This window comes from Microbacterium sorbitolivorans, from assembly GCF_003327285.1.
Taxonomy (GTDB): domain Bacteria; phylum Actinomycetota; class Actinomycetes; order Actinomycetales; family Microbacteriaceae; genus Microbacterium; species Microbacterium sorbitolivorans.
This window is the reverse complement of the sequence record NZ_KZ848473.1, coordinates 780,523-797,120: the sequence shown is the minus strand read 5'-3', so window position 1 is coordinate 797,120 and position 16,598 is coordinate 780,523. Positions and strand designations below refer to the sequence as shown.

Here is a 16,598-nt window from a genome sequence, read left to right as displayed (position 1 = left end):
TGCGTTAGCTGCCGGATCCGGGGCGGCCGCCGCCGCCCGTGGATCCGCCACCCATCTGACCGCCGCCGGGTCCGCCCGACGTGCCGGCCGAGTCGGGGTCGACGACGCTGCCGTTGGCGGTGACGGTGCCCTCGGCGATCGTCACGGTGCCGTTGGCGTCGAGCGGGCCGTCGCCGCCGTTGTCGGCGCTCGTGATGTCGAGGGTGCCGGCGGTGATCACGATCGATCCATTCGAGTCGAGCCCGTCCTTGACGGCGTCGATCGTGATGGTTCCGCCGTAGACCTCGAGGCGCTCGCCCGTGTCGGTCTCGCGGTCACTGCCGCCGGTGTTGATGCCGGCCGCGTTGATGCCGTCGTCGCTCGCGGTGATGTCGATGTCGCCGGCGTAGATGCCGATCGAGATCGCCTGCATGCCCTCGTTCGAGGCCTCGACGAGGATCGTGCCGCCGCCGATCGAGAGGATCTGCTCGGCCTGCACGGCGTGGTCGGCCGCCGTGAGGGTGAAGTCGCCTCCCGTGATGACGGTATCGGTCTGCGCCTGAATCGCGTCGTCGCCGGAGTCGATCGTGATGGTGCCGCCGGTGACGAGGATGTACCCCTTCGTCTCGTCGTCTTCCTGGTCGCTCTTCAGGCCGTCGCCGCCCGCCGCGGTGAGGTCGAGCGTGCCGCCCTCGACGACGAGCGAGTCCTTGCCTCGCAGGGCGTCGTCGGCGGCCGTCACGGTGATGTTGCCCGAGAGGATGACGAGGTCGTCGGTCGACGAGATGCCGTCGTTGCCGTTGCCCACGACGGTGAGCGAGCCGGTGCCCGAGATCGTGAGGTCGGTGTCGGCGTGGATTGCTGCCTTGGCGTCGGCGTCGTCGGCGTAGCTCGCCGCGTCCGAGACCGAGTTGTCGCTGCCGTCGGCGAGGAAGATGGCGACGTCGTCTGCCGTCTGGATGTCGATGGCGGCGCCGTCGGAGTTGGCGATGTCGGCGCCATCGAGGATCAGCACGACCTGCGCGTCGTCGGGGGCCGCGACGACGACGGATCCGGTGAGCGTCCCCGACAGGCGGTAGACGCCCGCCTCGGTGATGGTGACGGTCGAGCCGTCGACCTCGACGCCGGAGCTGTCGCTGCTGGCGGTGTCGCCGTCGAGCGTGACGTCGACGGCGTCGGACTCGTCCCACTCGTCGTCGTTCACGGTGGTGTAGTCGGCGTTCGCCGCCATCACCTCCTCGGGCGAGAGATCGCCCGTGAACGAGGTCGCGGTGGTCGTGGAGTCGCTCTCGGAGGACGACGACCCCGACGACGACGTGCTCGACGAGGTGATCGTCGTCTCGGATGCCGTCGAACCGGCGTCGTTTACCGCGGATCCGACCGAGCAGCCGGCGAGCAGCAGGCCCGCGGCGGTCACGACGGACAGGGGAAGGACGATGCGTTTGAAGGTCATGACAGCTCCTCAGCTAGGGCGAACGGGCCGCGCAGGGTGCGAGACCACTTGTTGTCGGGAAGGTCGGGTCGCAGTGCTGCGGTGCCCGTGCCGAACTTGCTGATGCCGCTCGGCCTGTGGCCTGCCCGCCACAGCGCGCGGTCGAGCGCGCCTGGGCGACCTGCCGACTTGGACTCGACGATGGCGAAGCCGGGCAGGTCGATGGTCTCGCCATCGGTGTCCGACCAGCGCAGCGCCGTGTCGACCGTCGCGCGGCTCCCGCAGGAGAGCAGGAGCGTCGTGCGGCGGTACCGGCTGATGAGGGAGGGGTGCAGCTGGTCGACGATCGCCGGGTCGTGGCCCTCGTCGTCCAGAAGCTGCGCGACGTACGCGCCGCCCTCGGGGGTGAGCCGGGTGCGGTCTGCGGTGTCGTACGGGATCCGTCGCTTGACGGTGCTGCCGCGGCCGCTCTTCGTCTTGAGCTCGAGGAACGAGCCGCCGGTGTCGACGTAGGTGCGGGTGCGGAGCTTGAACCGGCGTCGGCGGCGCTGTGCCGTCAGCCGGTAGGCGAGGTCGTCGTCGGTGTCGAAGTACACCGAGTCGTACGAGAACTCGCGGCGGCCATCGATCTCGAGCACTCGCGTGTCGTCGGTGAAGGAGGCGATGATCTCGGCCGCCTCGTCCTCGGGGAGGAGGTACTTGCGGTCGACGCGGGTGAGGAGCTCCGCCTCGGCGACGAGCTCGTCGAGCGAGACGGGCGCGAAGCCGGTGCCGGAGAGGACGGCGGTCATCGTGCCACCACGCTTCCGACGCGGGTGGGCTCGGTGCGGTAGCGAACGTCGACGAGGGTCGAGTCGTTCACGAGGTCGAGCTGCTGCACGGTCAGCGACGTGACGGTGCAGCCGAGGCGTTCCTCGACCTCGTCGCGCAGCTCGTCTTCGTCGGCGATGGCCCGGTCGAGACGCACCACCTGGTGGCGGCTGCGCGAGAGCAGCGCCGGGTGGTCGGCGACCCACATCGTCACGAGGATCAGGGCGATGAGGCCGGTCGGGATCGCGACGTCGGTGGCGCCGAGCCCGCCGATGAGGCCCATCGCGAGGGCCGCGAAGTAGTAGGCGACCTCGCGCTGCGAGATCTCCGACGAGCGCAGGCGGATGATCGAGAGAACACCGAAGAGTCCGAGTCCGAGTCCCGCTGCTACCTGCGCTGTGCCGAGGACGGTCGCGACGGCGAGTACGCCGATGTTGACTCCCATGAAGGCGACGACGAGGTCGCGCCGGCGGTGGCGGGGGTAGTAGACGCCAAAGGCGAGAATGGCGGCGGCCACGAGGTCGACGGCCATCAGGATCAGGTTCGAGGTTGTCATTGGTGCTCCTTGAAGTGAACTGCTCTTAGCTCAGCCCGGTTTTCTATGAGGCGCTTATGACGCAGGGTGTGATTCGGTGAATCGCAGGGAAGAGTCCGCACCCGCGGCATTGCCGCGTACTCCAGCCGCGGTATGCGACGAGAACACGGCGTTCTTCTGGGCGCGGAAACTCAGCGCGAACAGCGCGAGCTCGGTGATGACCTTCGCGAGCCACAGGGGCAGCCCGACGCTCGTGAGGAACTCCATCCACGCGATGTTCGAGGCCAGCAGGATCGCGGCGAGGACCGCGTAGGAGACGATCTGCCGCGTGAGGTGCTCTCGCCCGCGCCGCATGAAGACGACGCGGCGGTTGAGCGCGAAGTTCGCGCTGGCGCTGATGATGCGCGCGCCGATGATCGAGGGGATGAGAGCCCCCGTGAGCGCCTGGAGCACGAACAGTGCGACGGCGTCGATGACGAAGCCCGCGAGCGACGACGCCGCAAACGTGAGCATGGGCGCCATGACCCTGATCGAGTCGGTCACGGGTCGAAAATGGCTCGACTCATTCTGCTCGATGTAGACCGTCTCGATCTCGACCTCGACGGCGTCGAAGCCCGCGCGCGTCAGCCCGAGGAGGACCCGCTGCTCGTACTCGAAGCGGTCGCCCGGAACGTCGAGTAACCACTCGATCATCGCAGGCGGCACGCCGCGCAGGCCCGTCTGGGTGTCGCTGAGGCTCCACCCGGCCGCGAGCCGGAAGAGCCGCCGCGCGAAGGCGTTGCCGGCGCGGCTGCGCAGCGGAACGTCGCCGTCGAAGGCCCGGCATCCGAGCACGAGGCTTGCGCCGTCCGGATCCGTTCTGTTCGCGACCGCGAGGATGTCGCGGACGGTGTGCTGGCCGTCGGCGTCGGCCGTCACGATGACGTCGCCGCGGGCGTGGTCGCGGATCCACGAGAACCCGGTCCGCAGCGCCGCGCCCTTCCCGCGGTTGTGCGTGTGGTGGAGGACGGTCGCGCCGGCGAGCGCCGCGCGATCGAAGACGGCCGCGAACCGCTCGCCGGATCCGTCGTCGACGACGAGGATCCGGATCCGCGGATCCGCGGTGCGAAGCTCGGCGACGAGCGCGATGAGGCGCTCGTTCGGCTCGTAGGACGGGATGAGGACGTACACGCGTCAGCCCGCCACGTAGAGGATGTCGCTGGTGGCCCGCTCGCCGCCGTTCGACGGCTGGTTGATAACCTGGCCATTGAAGTACATGGTCGAAGAACCGCCGCCGTCGATGTTGTAGGCCGTCGTCGCGCCGAGATCGTGCATGATCTGGGCGAGCTCGGTCATCGTAACGCCGCGGCTGTAGCCCGCGTCGCGGCCGTCGACCACGACGAGCACGAGGTGGTTCGTGTCGACGAAGCCGACCGCCGTGCGAGGCTGCTCGCCCTGGATCGAGTGGTTGCCGAAGTTCGTGTCGACCTCGACGTCGTCGATGCCCTCCACGATCTCGCCGCCGTCGATGAGGGCGGGGCCGAAGCTGAGCGTGTTCCAGACGCCGGCGCTCACGAGCTCGTCGGCCGTCGTGGTCGTCTCGTCGTAGATGCGGGCGGTGCCGTCGGTGTACATCGCGAGCCCCGTGCGCGCCGGCTCGTCACGAAAGGCGACGCCGTTGCGTACGACGATGCCCGTGTCGCGGAAGCCGTAGTAGTCGCCGTTGATCGCGAAGATGCCGCCGTTGTCGCTCGCGATCTCGCTCGTGAGCGCGGTGATGTTCTCGCCGAAGGAGTTGTTCGCGAACGCGGAGCGGAGGACGGTAGCGTCGGCGAGCTGCACGTTCGCGACGAAGTACGTCACGGTGTCGTCGCCGGATCCCATCGTCTTCTTCGTGATCGTGATCGACGTGTCGCCGTTTGTGTAGGTGTCGTCGGTCACGGTCGCGGCGGTCGTCGTCGCGGAGGACGAGGAGGAAGACGACGTGCTGCTCTGAGCGCTTGTCGTGGTCGTCGCGCTCGAGCCGTTCGCCGCCTCGTAAGCGGCGACGTCGTCGATCTCGACCTTGGGGATGAGGAAGCGCTCCGCGGCCCACGCGGCGCCGCCACCGGCCGTCAGCAGGGCGGCGAGTCCGGTGCCGATGAGGAAGTTTCGGCGGGTGTGCCGCGTCGGCGACTGGTCTGGGGAGGGGAGTGTCTGCCTGGTCATTCCCTCAGGGAAGAGCCGAATTCTTTGCGGCTTCTATGACGAAGTGCGGGAACGCGTGGAGGAGGGAAAAGTACCCCCGAGCGCGGTACGGCCGCGTACCGCGGTTGGAGTACGCGAAGAAGGCCGCCTCCCGGGGAATGAATCCCGGGAGGCGGCCCTCGTCAGACGATGGTTAGTCTTCGAGCTTGTCGGTCTCGTCGTGCCACTTGGTGGCCACGGCGCGGAGCTTCTCCTCGAACTTGCGGCCGTGGTGGGCGCAGTAGAGCAGCTCGCTCCCGCCGACCTCAGCCGCGATGTAGGCCTGTGCTCCGCATGCGTCACAGCGGTCGAGCGCCGTGAGACGGTGGGAGACAGGCGCCTCTGCGGTCGTTGATGCAGTCATTGTTCTGTCTCCTTCTTAGTTCGTCCTAGATGACGGGTCATGCTCCATACAACCACGGAGCACCGACAATCCATCCCGATGGTCTCCCCGTTTCGCCTACGGCGTACGCATTGCGCCGATTCAGGGTGTTCTCCCGCGATCCGCGCCCTTCGAAGATAAGATCGAATATTGTGACAGCCGAGTACTCCGCCCATCATCTTCAGGTCCTCGAGGGGCTCGAGGCCGTGCGCAAGCGCCCCGGCATGTACATCGGCTCGAACGGATCGCCGGGCCTCATGCACTGCCTGTGGGAGATCATCGACAACTCCGTCGACGAGGCCGTCGCCGGCAACGGCGACCGCATCGACGTGATCCTGCGCGCCGACGGTAGCGTCGAGGTGCAAGACCGCGGCCGCGGCGTGCCCGTCGACGTCGAGCCCCGCACGGGGCTCACGGGCGTCGAGGTCGTCTTCACGAAGCTGCACGCGGGCGGAAAGTTCGGCGGCGGATCCTATGCCGCGTCCGGCGGCCTGCACGGCGTCGGCGCCTCCGTCGTGAACGCGCTGAGCGAGCGCCTCGACGTCGAGGTCGACCGCGCCGGCAAGACCTACGCGATGAGCTTCCACCGCGGCGAGCCGGGCGTCTTCGACGACGGATCCGGCGAGGCGCGCCCCGACGCGTCCTTCACGCCGTTCGAGAACGGCAGCGAGCTGCGAATCGCCGGCAAGGCGAAGCGCGGAGTCACGGGCACGCGCGTGCGCTACTGGGCCGACCGCCAGATCTTCACGAAGGACGCGGCCTTCCAGTACGACGACCTCGTCACGCGCGCCCGCCAGACGGCCTTCCTCGTGCCGGGCCTCGAGATCGTGCTGCGCGACGAGCGCTTCGTCGACGACCCCGAGGTCGGCGTCCGCGAGACCAGCTACAAGTTCGATGGCGGCCTCGCCGAGTTCGTCGACTTCCTCGCGACCGACGCGCCCGTGACCGACACCTGGCGCCTCGAGGGCGTCGGCGCCTTCACCGAGACGGTGCCGATGCTGCAGCCCGACGGGTCGATGCTGTCGACCGAGGTCGAGCGCGAGTGCCGCGTCGACATCGCCGTGCGCTGGGGCACCGGGTACGACACCACGACCCGCTCGTTCGTGAACATCATCTCGACGCCCAAGGGCGGCACGCACCAGCAGGGCTTCGAGCAGGAGCTCACGAAGCAGCTGCGCGCCGAGGTCGAGAAGAACGCCCGCCGCCTCAAGGCCGGTAACGACAAGCTCGAGAAGGACGACGTGCTCGCGGGCCTCACGGCCGTGCTGAACGTCAGCCTGCCCGAGCCCCAGTTCGAGGGCCAGACGAAGGAGGTGCTCGGCACCCCCGCCGTGCGCGCCATCGTGGCGAAGGTCGTGCGCGAGGGGCTGAAGGAGAAGTTCGCCTCGACCAAGCGCGACGAGAAGAACCAGGTCGCGATGCTGCTCGACAAGGTCGTCAGCGAGATGAAGGCGCGCCTGTCGGCGCGCGCCCACAAAGAGACCCAGCGTCGCAAGAACGCCCTCGAGTCATCCTCGCTGCCCGCGAAGCTCATCGACTGCCGCACGACCGACGTGTCGAACACCGAGCTGTTCATCGTTGAGGGTGACTCGGCGCTCGGGACGGCGCGCAAGGCCCGCGACAGCGAATACCAGGCGCTCTTCCCGATCCGCGGCAAGATCCTGAACACGCAGAAGGCGTCGATCTCGGACATGCTGTCGAACGCCGAGTGCGCCGCGCTGATCCAGGTCATCGGCGCCGGATCCGGCCGCACCTTCGACATCGACACGGCCCGCTACGGCAAGGTCATCATGATGAGCGACGCCGACGTCGACGGCGCGCACATCCGCACGCTGCTGCTGACGCTGTTCTACCGCTACATGCGCCCGCTCATCGAGCACGGCCGCGTGTACGCCGCGGTTCCGCCCCTGCACCGCGTGATCGTGATCAACCCGGGCTCCAAGCCGAACGAGACGATCTACACCTACAGCGACCGCGAGCTCAACACGCTCCTTGCGAAGCTCCGCCGCACGAACAAGAAGTGGCAGGAGCCGATCCAGCGCTACAAGGGCCTGGGCGAGATGGACGCCGACCAGCTGGCCGAGACGACCATGTCGCGCGACGGGCGCCTGCTGCGCCGCGTGCGGATGGAGGACGCCGAGGCCGCGGGCCGCGTCTTCGAGATGCTCATGGGCAACGAGGTCGCGCCGCGCCGCGAGTTCATCGTTGCGGGCGCCGCGAAGCTCGACAAGGAGTCGATCGACGCCTAAGCGGCTGGAGTAGCCTCGCTCTTATGAAGATCGTCATCGCCGGGGGTGCCGGCACGCTCGGGCGCTCGCTCAGCGCCTCGCTCCTCGCCGACGGGCACGAGGTTGTCGTGCTCACCCGCACGCCCGGTCGCCGCCCGCTCGCGGGCGTCGCCGAGGTGGGGTGGGATCCGTCGGACATCGCGCCGTGGGCGCACGTTCTCGAGTCGGACGGGCCGGTCGCGGTCGTGAACCTCGCCGGCAAGCTCGTCGACTGCCGCCCGACGGAGGAGAACATCCGCGAGCTGCGCGAGTCGCGCGTGCGCGCGACCGAGGCCCTCGTCGCGGCGTCGCAGCGGCTCTCGCGCCCCGTCGATCGCTGGCTCCAGGGCTCGACGACGGGCCTCTTCGACGACACGGGCGATCTGCGCATCACCGAGGCGACGCCGGATCCGGTCGACGGGCTTCCGCAGATGACGGGCGTCGTGCTGCCATGGGAGGCCGCCGCCGAGGGCGCCAACGCCGCCCGCCGCGTCACGATCCGCACCTCGATCGCGCTCGACGCCCACACGCCGGCGCTAGACCGCCTGTTGCTACCCGCGAAGCTCGGCTTCGGCGGCCCGATCGCGGGCGGCAAGCAGTGGTTCAGCTGGATCCACGTCGACGACTGGGTGCGCGTCGCGCGCGCCTCGCTCGGCCTCGAGCCGGGCATCGTCATTCCGGACGGCCCGGTGATCGCCGCCGCGCCGAACCCGGTGCGCAACGCCGAGCTCATGCGCGAGATGCGCCGCGCCGCCCACATCCCGGTGGGTCTCCCGACGCCCGCGTTCGTCCTGAAGATCGGCGCGTTCGCGCTCCGCACGGATCCGCTGCTCGCCCTCACCGGCCGGCACACGACGAGCACGGTGCTCGCCGACGCGGGCTTCGAGTTCCAGTTCCCGACGCTGCACGAGGCCCTGGAGGACCTGCTCAGCTGACGCGCACGCCCCAGGCCGGGTCGGCCGGGCGGCGCGCCTCGAGCGCCTCCGCGAGCGCCTCGCGGAACGCCTGCACGGCGGGGTGTCCCGCGCGCCCGGCACGCGACGCCGTGTAGAGCACACGGTGCGGATCGCCGGGTAGCGAGACGAAGGTGATGCCCTGCAGGTAGGTCGACGGCAGCAGCTCGGGCAGGAACGCGACGGCGTGGCCCGTGCGCACGAGCTCGGCTTGCAGCAGCAGGTCGGGGCTCTCGAAGCTCGTGATCGGCTCGAAGCCCGCCTGGCGGCATACCTCGCGCCCCCAGCGACCCGTCGGGGTGTCCTCGGGATCGAGCACCCACGGCGCGCCCGCGAGGTCGGCGAGGCTGCGGGGCCGCTCGGACAGCGGCCCCTCGGCGGGCAGCGCGAGGCGCAGCGGATCCGTGAGCAGATCGAAGCGGTCGACCTCGTCGCGCACGCGGTCGGGGTTGCCCGGGTACTCCTCGCCGAGGATGAGGTCGAACTCGTAGGAGAGCAGGCCCTCGTAGGCCTGGCCGTGCTCGCGCTGCACGATGTCGATGCGCAGGTGCGGGTGCTCGATCACCATGCGGTCGAGGGCACCGGGCACGAGGCTCAGCACGACCGATTGGAACGAGGCGACGCGCATGCGCCCGTGCAGCTCGTGCTGCGTCGCGGCGAGCTCGGCCTCGGCGAGGTCGAGCCGCGCCATGACGGCGTTCGCGTGATCGACGAGCAGCGCCGCCGCGCCCGTCAGCCGCACGCCGCGGCCGACACGCTCGAGCAGGGGCACGCCCGCCTCGCGCTCGAGCAGCGTCAGCTGCTGCGAGACCGCCGACGGCGTGTACGACAGCGCTCGCGCCGTCGCCGCGATCGTGCCGCGGTTCGACAGCTCGCTGAGGATGCGGAGGCGGGGCAGACTGAGCATCAATTTCCCTTACGTTTTTCATTCAGAAACATTCGCTGGATTAACGATACGTGTTGGCAAAGGATAGAACCATGACTTCTTCCGAGCGCGCATCCGGGTCAATCGGTACGCCTGTCGCACTCATCATCGGCTCCTGCGTGTCGATGCAGTTCGGCGCGGCGTCGGCCGTCCAGCTATTCCCCGAGCTCGGCACGTGGGGCGTCACGGCGCTCCGCCTCACGATCGCCGCCATCATCCTGCTCATCGCCGGCCGCCCGCGCTTCTTCGCCTGGACGAAGCAGCAGTGGGTCGCGGTCGTCTACTTCGGCCTGACGCTTGCCGGAATGAACGGCTTCTTCTACGCCGCGCTCGGGCACCTGCCGCTCGGCCCGGCGGTCGCGATCGAGTTCGTCGGCCCGCTGCTGCTCTCGGCCGTGCTTTCGCGCCGCCTCGTCGACTTCGCTTGGCTCGGCCTCGCGGCCGCGGGCATCGCGCTGTTCGGCATCGACGGCGTCGTCGGCGGCGCGCCGCTCGCGCCCATCGGCGTCGTCTTCGCGCTCATCGCGGCGACGTTCTGGATCCTCTACATCCGCGTCAGCGCCCGCATCGGCCAGCTGATCCCCGGCGTCGGCGGCCTCGCGGTCGCCCTTGCGGTCGCCTCCGTTGTGTTGCTGCCGTTCGGGGTGCCCGCGGCGATCGAGCTCGCGCTGCGCCCCGAGCTCGTGTGGCTCGCGATCGGCACGGCGGTGCTCGCCTCGGTCGCGCCGTACACGCTCGAGCTCATGGCTCTCCGCCGGCTCCCGCAGCGCGTCTTCGGCGTACTCGTGAGCCTCGAGCCGGTCTTCGCGGCGCTTTTCGGCTGGTTGCTCTTGAGCCAGGCGATTAGCCCGCTCAAGATGATCGCGATCGCGCTGATCGCCGGGGCCAGTGTCGGCATCGCACTCGCGACGCGCGCGAAGACCGAACCGCAACCCGTCGCCGTCATGACCGGGTCGGTTCCGGTGATCCGCGAGAGCTAGAGCGCGCGGCCGATCGAGTCGATCTCGGCCTCGAGTAGCTGGCCGGATCCGTCGCGCTTCGAGAGCGTCATCGGCAGCTTGCGCACGGATCCCTTCGAATCGAGCGCGTAGGCCGGATCCGGCCCCGCCCAGCCGAGCTGGATCCGGTCCTCGCCCTTCAAGAACGCGTGCGCGCGCACGCCGCCCGTCGCGCGGCCCTTCGACGGATACTCGCCGAAGTCGCTGATCTTCGCGCGCCCCGGATCCGTGCCGGGCAGCGCCGAAGACGACGTCGAGATCGTGACGACGACGTTGCCGTCGCCGGTGACGGATCCGAAGAAGATCGCCGCGGCACCGGCCGCGAGCTTGATGCCCGCCATGCCGCCCGCCGACGCGCCCTGGGGGCGCACGGACGAGGCGGTGAAGCGGAGGAGCTTCGCGTCGTCGGTAAGGAAGACGAGGTCGGACTCGTCAGTCGCGGGGGCGATGCCGACGACGCTGTCCTTCGGCTTGAGCGCGACGATCTCGATCTCGGGCTTCGCCGGCAGGGCGCTCGGCACGAGGCGCTTCACGACGCCCTGCGCAGTGCCGAGCGCGAGCGGCGTGTCGGAGGCGAGCTCGACGAGGCCGACGACCTGCTCGGTGCGGTCGGTGAGGCCGATGTAGTCGCGCAGCCGGGCGCCCGCGCTGAGCGAGATCGACGCGAGCGGAACGCTCGGCAGGTCGACGGGGGAGAAGCGCACGAGCCGGCCGCGGTTCGTCACCGCGCCGAGCTCGCCGCGGACCGTCGTGCGCGCGGTCGAGCGGATCGCGTCGTGTTTCCCGCGGCGCGCGGGCGCGACGATCTCCTCGCCGTCCGGGGTGTCAATGCGGATCGCGCGGCCCGTCGTCGACAGGGCGACGAGCGTCGGCGCGTCAGCGATCTGCAGGTCGCTCTCGGCCTGCTTTGCCGTGCGCTTCTGTGCGGGCTTGGCGTTCATCAGGACGGTGCGTCGCGGCGTGCCGAGCTCGTCGGCGACGGTCTCGAGCTCGAGGGCGACCTGGCCACGGATGAGGGCGTCGGATCCGAGCAGCTCCTCGAGCTTCGCGATCTCGGCCTTGAGCTCATCGCGCTCGTTCTCGAGCTCGATGCGCGAGAACTTCGTGAGGCGGCGCAGGCGCAGCTCGAGGATGTACTCGGCCTGGATCTCGTCGAGGTCGAACACCTGGCACAGGCGCGTGCGCGCCTCCTCGCTCGTCTCGGACGAGCGGATGACCTGGATCACCTCGTCGATGTCGAGGATCGCGATCAGCAGGCCCTCGACGAGGTGGAGGCGTTCCTGGCGACGGGCGAGGCGGTAGCGCGTGCGGCGCGTGACGACCTCGATGCGGTGGTTCACGTACACGACGAGCATGTCGCGCAGCCCCAGCGTCGACGGCTGGCCGTCGACGAGGGCGACGTTGTTGAAGCCGAACGAATCCTCGAGCGGCGTCAGGCGGTACAGGCGCTCGAGCACCGCGGCGGCGTCGAAGCCGGTCTTCACGCCGATGACGAGGCGCAGGCCGTTCTTGCGGTCGGAGAGATCGTTGACGTCGCTGATGCCCTGCAGCTTCTTCGCCTGCACGGCGTCTTTGAGCTTCTCGATGACGCGCTCGGGGCCGACCATGTACGGCAGCTCGGTGACGACGATGCCGGTGCGGCGCGGGCCGATCTGCTCGATCGCGGCCTTGGCGCGCACCTTCACGGATCCGCGGCCCGTCTCGTACGCGTCGCGCACGCCGTCGAGGCCCATGATGATGCCGCCCGACGGGAAGTCGGGACCCGGCACGAACTGCATGAGCTCGGCGGTCGTGGCGTCGGGGTTCTCGAGCAGGTGGGTCGCGGCGTTCACGACCTCGATGAGGTTGTGCGGCGCCATGTTGGTCGCCATGCCGACCGCGATGCCGGTCGCGCCGTTGACGAGCAGGTTCGGGTAGGCGGCCGGAAGCACGGCGGGCTGCTGGTACTGGCCGTCGTAGTTCGGCACGAAGTCGACGACGTCCTCGCCGAGGTCCTCGGTCATGCGCATGGCGGCGCGGTCGAGGCGCGCCTCGGTGTAGCGCGACGCGGCGGGTCCGTCGTCGAGTGAACCGAAGTTGCCGTGGCCGTCGACGAGCGGGACCCGCATGGCGAAGTCCTGCGCGAGGCGCACGAGGGCGTCATAGATCGCGGTGTCGCCGTGGGGGTGGAGCTTACCCATGACGTCGCCGACGACGCGGGCGCTCTTGACGTGACCGCGCTCGGGGCGCAGGCCCATCTCGGCCATCTGGAACAGGATCCGTCGCTGCACGGGCTTCAGGCCGTCGCGCGCATCCGGGAGGGCGCGCGAGTATATCACCGAGTACGCGTATTCGAGGTACGAGCCCTGCATCTCGTTCTCGAGCGCGATCTCCTCGATGCGCTCCTCGACGGGCGGGGTCGGATCCTTCTGACGCGCCATCTGGGCCTCTCTCCTGAAACGACGAATTCCGGGCCCTCAGCGCCACGTGTGGGAGACTGGCCCGGATGCCAAGAATTCTACCCGTGAGGCCAGACCAGGCCCGGGATCTCGCCGGAGTGGCGCAGCAGATGCTCCGCTCGCTGACGGGGGAGGAGAGCTGGTTCGCGCCCGCTCGCTCCGCCGTGTTGTTCCTCATCGACGGGCTCGGCGCCATCCAGCTGCGCGCCCACGCATCCCACGCCCGGCACCTCGCGCAGGCGATGCCGAAGAAGCACACCGCCCAGACGGTCGCGCCGTCGACGACGGCGGCTGCCCTCACCTCGATGCTCACCGGATCCCTGCCCGGCGCGCACGGCATTGTCGGCTACAGCCTGCTGGATCCGGCGCGCGGCATCGTCGCGAACCAGCTGAGCGGGTACGAGAAGCAGGGGCTGGATCCGGATTCCTGGCAGCTCGAGCGCACGATCTTCGAGCGCGCGGGGGAGCATGGGATCCGCGCCTACTCCGTCGCGCACTCCGAGTACCGCGCGACGGGCTTCACCCGCGCGGTGCAGCGGGGCAGCGAATTCATCGCGGAGAACGACCTCGAGGAACGCGTGCGCGTCGCGTGTGCCCTCGCCGCGCAGACCGAGGGCGCGCTCGTCTATTGCTACATCCCGGAGCTCGACAGGGCCGGCCACAAGGGCGGCGTCGACTCCGATCGCTGGCGCGCCACGCTCGAGCGCATCGACAGCGCGCTACGCCCCGCGCTGAGCCTGCCGGCCGGCGTTGGCGCGATCGTGACGGCCGACCATGGCATGGTCGACGTGCCACCGACGCGGCACATCCTGCTCGCGGACGGCGACCCGCGCCTCGAGGGCGTCCGCCTCATCGGTGGCGAGCCGCGCTTCCTGCACCTCTACCTCGACGAGGGGGCAGACGCCGATCGCGTGGCCGAGGTGTGGCGCGAGATGAACGGCAAAGCCGCCGACGTGTCGACGCGCACGGAGGCGCTCGAGGACGGCCTCTTCGGGCCCGATGTCGCGCCGGAGGCGCTCGGGCGCCTGGGCGACGTCATGGTCGCCGCACGCGGCCTCTGGGCGTTCTACGACGACCGCGTGGCCGACAAGCGCGCGCAGACCATGGTCGGCCAGCACGGCGCGCTGACGCCGGAGGAGACGACCGTGCCGCTCATCCGCCTCGGCGCCTATGCGTAAGCCGGTTTACGGCTGATCGTCGCCGCGGGCGCCGAACACGATCTCGTCCCACGACGGCATCGACGGGCGGCGGCGGCGCTTTGACGCGTCGTTTCCGTTCGACGACGCGTCACCATCGGTCTCCGACTCGGCGGCGGGCTCGGCCTCGGGCTCGTCGTCGGCCGACGGGCTGAGGAGTGCGACGGGCCTCGAGGGCGTCTCGTCGATCTCCGGATCCGCCTGCGGTGTCTCGCGCTGGCCGCGCTTGCGGCGGAGCGCCTCGAGCAGGTCTGCGGTGTCGGCGACGTGCTCCGGCTCGGCCGGGGCCTGGGGAGCCTCTTCGGCGAAGGAGCTCTCGTCGAAGGTCGACGCGTCCTTCTGCTCCTCGGCGACGTCGAGGGCGCGGAGGCGGGGGATCAGGCCGTCCTGCACCTTGCCCTGGCGCGACAGCTGGGTGGCGTCGTCGTTCGCGGGGGCGAGCGCGCTGCGGCGCGGGTCGTAGGTCCAGCGCGCATCGCGCTCGACGCCGGCCGCCTCGAAGGTCAGCTTGATGATCCAGCCGTCCTCGGACTTCCAGCTCGTCCAGCGCTCCGCGACCGCCGAGAGATCGGCGAGCTTCTCGCGGATGACGGTGCCGAAGGTCGGGTTCTCCTCGAGACCCACCTGCACGCCGCGGAGGACGGGCATCGCGAGGGCACGATCGACGATGTGCTCGCGCTCGGCGAGCACCGGACCCTCGAAGGGGCGCACGCGCTCGACGTCGCATCCGAGCAGCTCGGCGACCTCGTCCGCCGAGAGGCCGGCGCGGATGTGCGCCTGGATCTCGCGGGGGTTCGGACCCGTCGCGGGAGGCTTCGGCTCCGTGATGGCTCGGGTCTTCCTGACCTCGCCGCGAAGCATGTCGTCGATCTCGAGGGTGAAGCGCTGTCCGTGCTCAGTCGCGAGGACGAGCGTCGTCCCCTCCGTGCCCACGATGGTCAGCTGTTCCATCCTGCTCCTCTCCGCGCGGCGCGCGAGCGACCGCATCCGACACATGGTGTCACGTCGAACCCGTGAATGGCGGGAAGAACCGTGGCGTGCCGCGGGTTTTGTCGGGCCGTAGGCATCGGCACACGGATCGTTCTCAGAAAATGCATTTGCGAATTCAGGTTGTGTCATGCAAACTAACGCCGCCACGCACGCGTCGGTCCGGAAATTCGAGAAGTCTCTCGATCCCCGATCTTTTCGCCAGCGTGGACCCGAACCACCCCCACGAAAGAAGTGACGCCCGGTAATGGCAACTGATTACGACGCCCCGCGCAACAAGAACGAAGACGAGGGCAACGAGTCGATCGAGGCCCTCAAGGCCGCTCGTTCGAACCAGAGCAGCGCGGTCGAGTCGGAGGACTCGGATAACCCCAGTTTCGTTCTCGGCGGAACCGACCTGTCGAACGTCGAGCTCGACGTCGTCGTTCTTCCCCCGCAGCAGGACGAGTTCACGTGCATGGAGTGCTTCCTCGTGAAGCACCGCTCGCAGATCGATCACGTCGGCGACGCGGGCCCGATCTGCAAGGACTGCGCCTAAGACGCGTTTTGTGAACGCCGGATCGCCGCTGCCAGGCGATCCGGCGTTCGCGTAGACACCGTCCACGACGTGACGGGATCCGCCGGATCGATGTTCTCCACGAGCACGATCCCGTCGATGCCGCCGCGAATGAGGTACCAGCCCCGCGGATCCAGGCCCGTGCCGCGCGCCCGCGCCGCCTCCTCGCCCGTGAGCACCTGCGGCTCGCCGAGGAGCGTGACGTCGATGTGCGCGCGCCCCGCGATCAGCTCGCCGTTCTCCACTCGCACGCGCGGGGCGGTGCTGAGCAGGATCCAGATGAGGAGCGCGGCCGAGAGCAGGCCGATGATCAGGGCGGCCGTGGCGTCGAAGCGCACGAAGACGAGCGAGATCATGGGCGCGATGATGCCGGCGCCGACGATGAACTTGAGCGACGGGGTGAGGCGTTCGCGGTAGGCGGACGCCGACTGTCGGCCGGTTCCTGCTGAGGCATTCAAGACGTGCATTACCCTCGAGTCGTGAGTGATTCCGTGGACATCCCCATTGTCGCACCCTCGGTTCCGGTGTACGCCAACCCCGGCGACGCCGGCGCGGACCTGGTTTCGACAATCGATCTCGTGCTCGAACCCGGCCAGCGCCAGTTGGTTCCGACGGGCGTGCGCATCGCGCTTCCCGATGGTTGCGCGGCGTTCGTCGTGCCCCGTAGCGGCCTCGCCGCAAAGCACGGCATCACCATCGTGAACTCGCCCGGCACGATCGACGCCGGCTACCGCGGCGAGATCAAGGTCGCGCTGCTCAACACCGATCGCGAGAACCCCTATACGATCACGGCGGGCGACCGCATCGCGCAGCTGATCATCGCCCCGGTGCTGCGCGCCACCTTCATCCCCGTCGAGGAACTCGACGAGAGCGTTCGCGGCGAGGGCGGCTTCGGCTCGTCCGGCTACGCCACCCTGGCTCGCTGATCTCAGAGA

Annotated in this window: 16 protein-coding genes; 6 read left to right on the top strand and 10 right to left on the bottom strand. The window is 69.4% G+C overall.

From position 1 onward, the window contains the following. Positions 1-4: 4 nt before the first annotated feature. From DTO57_RS04005 to DTO57_RS03980, 6 genes are all read right to left on the bottom strand, one after another. Positions 5-1,432: a carbohydrate-binding domain-containing protein gene (locus DTO57_RS04005; RefSeq protein ID WP_114116892.1), complete on the bottom strand. Its 1,428-nt coding sequence runs from the start codon at positions 1,430-1,432 to the stop codon at positions 5-7. Then, complete coding sequence (locus tag DTO57_RS04000; protein ID WP_114116891.1) at positions 1,429-2,202, bottom strand: polyphosphate polymerase domain-containing protein; 774 nt, start codon at positions 2,200-2,202, stop codon at positions 1,429-1,431. The genes DTO57_RS04005 and DTO57_RS04000 overlap by 4 nt, the downstream gene beginning before the upstream one ends. Next, a complete protein-coding gene (locus tag DTO57_RS03995; RefSeq protein ID WP_114116890.1) occupies positions 2,199-2,777 on the bottom strand; it encodes a DUF4956 domain-containing protein in 579 nt (192 codons plus the stop codon). Before DTO57_RS03995 ends, DTO57_RS04000 begins: the two co-directional genes overlap by 4 nt. 54 nt (positions 2,778-2,831) lie before the next feature. Further along, positions 2,832-3,926, bottom strand: a complete 1,095-nt coding sequence (locus DTO57_RS03990) for a bifunctional glycosyltransferase family 2/GtrA family protein (protein WP_114116889.1) — start codon at positions 3,924-3,926, stop codon at positions 2,832-2,834. 3 nt (positions 3,927-3,929) lie between these two features. Beyond that, a complete protein-coding gene (locus DTO57_RS03985) occupies positions 3,930-4,943 on the bottom strand; it encodes a phosphodiester glycosidase family protein (protein ID WP_114116888.1) in 1,014 nt (337 codons plus the stop codon). Between the two features lie 172 nt (positions 4,944-5,115). After that, entirely contained in the window at positions 5,116-5,325 is a 210-nt protein-coding gene (locus DTO57_RS03980; protein ID WP_114116887.1) for a DUF7455 domain-containing protein, read from the bottom strand. A 170-nt stretch (positions 5,326-5,495) separates the two neighbouring features. Here DTO57_RS03980 and DTO57_RS03975 point away from each other — a divergent pair, with 170 nt between their 5' ends. Together DTO57_RS03975 and DTO57_RS03970 are read left to right on the top strand one after the other, a co-directional pair. Next, entirely contained in the window at positions 5,496-7,592 is a 2,097-nt protein-coding gene (locus tag DTO57_RS03975; RefSeq protein WP_114116886.1) for a DNA gyrase/topoisomerase IV subunit B, read from the top strand. Between the two features lie 23 nt (positions 7,593-7,615). Next, positions 7,616-8,545: an epimerase gene (locus tag DTO57_RS03970; protein ID WP_114116885.1), complete on the top strand. Its 930-nt coding sequence runs from the start codon at positions 7,616-7,618 to the stop codon at positions 8,543-8,545. Here DTO57_RS03970 and DTO57_RS03965 read toward each other — a convergent pair. After that, complete coding sequence (locus DTO57_RS03965; protein WP_114116884.1) at positions 8,538-9,470, bottom strand: LysR family transcriptional regulator; 933 nt, start codon at positions 9,468-9,470, stop codon at positions 8,538-8,540. The two genes, DTO57_RS03970 and DTO57_RS03965, sit on opposite strands and share 8 nt — an antisense overlap. Positions 9,471-9,541: 71 nt before the next feature. Here DTO57_RS03965 and DTO57_RS03960 point away from each other — a divergent pair, with 71 nt between their 5' ends. Further along, positions 9,542-10,468, top strand: a complete 927-nt coding sequence (locus DTO57_RS03960; RefSeq protein WP_114116883.1) for an EamA family transporter — start codon at positions 9,542-9,544, stop codon at positions 10,466-10,468. On the opposite strand, the gene DTO57_RS03955 is transcribed toward DTO57_RS03960, so the two are convergent. Beyond that, positions 10,465-12,906: a DNA gyrase/topoisomerase IV subunit A gene (locus tag DTO57_RS03955; protein WP_114116882.1), complete on the bottom strand. Its 2,442-nt coding sequence runs from the start codon at positions 12,904-12,906 to the stop codon at positions 10,465-10,467. The genes DTO57_RS03960 and DTO57_RS03955 overlap by 4 nt on opposite strands. Before the next feature lie 83 nt (positions 12,907-12,989). Between DTO57_RS03955 and DTO57_RS03950 the strand changes: the two genes are divergently transcribed. Beyond that, on the top strand, positions 12,990-14,102 hold the full coding sequence (locus tag DTO57_RS03950) for an alkaline phosphatase family protein (RefSeq protein ID WP_114116881.1): 1,113 nt from the start codon (positions 12,990-12,992) through the stop codon (positions 14,100-14,102). Between the two features lie 6 nt (positions 14,103-14,108). Here DTO57_RS03950 and sepH read toward each other — a convergent pair whose 3' ends face one another. Beyond that, positions 14,109-15,071: a septation protein SepH gene (sepH, locus tag DTO57_RS03945; protein WP_114116880.1), complete on the bottom strand. Its 963-nt coding sequence runs from the start codon at positions 15,069-15,071 to the stop codon at positions 14,109-14,111. A gap of 283 nt (positions 15,072-15,354) precedes the next feature. Here sepH and DTO57_RS03940 point away from each other — a divergent pair, with 283 nt between their 5' ends. Further along, complete coding sequence (locus DTO57_RS03940) at positions 15,355-15,645, top strand: DUF4193 domain-containing protein (protein WP_114116879.1); 291 nt, start codon at positions 15,355-15,357, stop codon at positions 15,643-15,645. Here DTO57_RS03940 and DTO57_RS03935 read toward each other — a convergent pair. Then, positions 15,642-16,121, bottom strand: a complete 480-nt coding sequence (locus DTO57_RS03935; RefSeq protein ID WP_244909102.1) for a DUF3093 domain-containing protein — start codon at positions 16,119-16,121, stop codon at positions 15,642-15,644. The two genes, DTO57_RS03940 and DTO57_RS03935, sit on opposite strands and share 4 nt — an antisense overlap. Positions 16,122-16,142: 21 nt before the next feature. On the opposite strand from DTO57_RS03935, the gene dut reads away from it, so the two are divergent. Next, positions 16,143-16,589 carry a dUTP diphosphatase gene (gene dut, locus DTO57_RS03930; RefSeq protein ID WP_187346585.1) on the top strand — a complete coding sequence of 149 codons (447 nt, stop codon included), beginning with the start codon at positions 16,143-16,145 and terminating at the stop codon, positions 16,587-16,589. The last annotated feature ends 9 nt before the right edge of the window (positions 16,590-16,598 follow it).

Bases quoted from the DNA above. Each gene is read 5' to 3' on its own strand.
- DTO57_RS03985 (WP_114116888.1), bottom strand. From the start codon at position 4,943: ATGACCAGGCAGACACTCCCCTCCCCAGACCAGTCGCCGACGCGGCAC.
- DTO57_RS03965 (WP_114116884.1), bottom strand. From the start codon at position 9,470: ATGCTCAGTCTGCCCCGCCTCCGCATCCTCAGCGAGCTGTCGAACCGC.
- DTO57_RS03955 (WP_114116882.1), bottom strand. From the start codon at position 12,906: ATGGCGCGTCAGAAGGATCCGACCCCGCCCGTCGAGGAGCGCATCGAG.
- DTO57_RS03980 (WP_114116887.1), bottom strand. From the start codon at position 5,325: ATGACTGCATCAACGACCGCAGAGGCGCCTGTCTCCCACCGTCTCACG.
- sepH (WP_114116880.1), bottom strand. From the start codon at position 15,071: ATGGAACAGCTGACCATCGTGGGCACGGAGGGGACGACGCTCGTCCTC.
- DTO57_RS04000 (WP_114116891.1), bottom strand. From the start codon at position 2,202: ATGACCGCCGTCCTCTCCGGCACCGGCTTCGCGCCCGTCTCGCTCGAC.
- DTO57_RS03960 (WP_114116883.1), top strand. From the start codon at position 9,542: ATGACTTCTTCCGAGCGCGCATCCGGGTCAATCGGTACGCCTGTCGCA.
- DTO57_RS03995 (WP_114116890.1), bottom strand. From the start codon at position 2,777: ATGACAACCTCGAACCTGATCCTGATGGCCGTCGACCTCGTGGCCGCC.
- DTO57_RS03940 (WP_114116879.1), top strand. From the start codon at position 15,355: ATGGCAACTGATTACGACGCCCCGCGCAACAAGAACGAAGACGAGGGC.
- DTO57_RS04005 (WP_114116892.1), bottom strand. From the start codon at position 1,432: ATGACCTTCAAACGCATCGTCCTTCCCCTGTCCGTCGTGACCGCCGCG.
- DTO57_RS03970 (WP_114116885.1), top strand. From the start codon at position 7,616: ATGAAGATCGTCATCGCCGGGGGTGCCGGCACGCTCGGGCGCTCGCTC.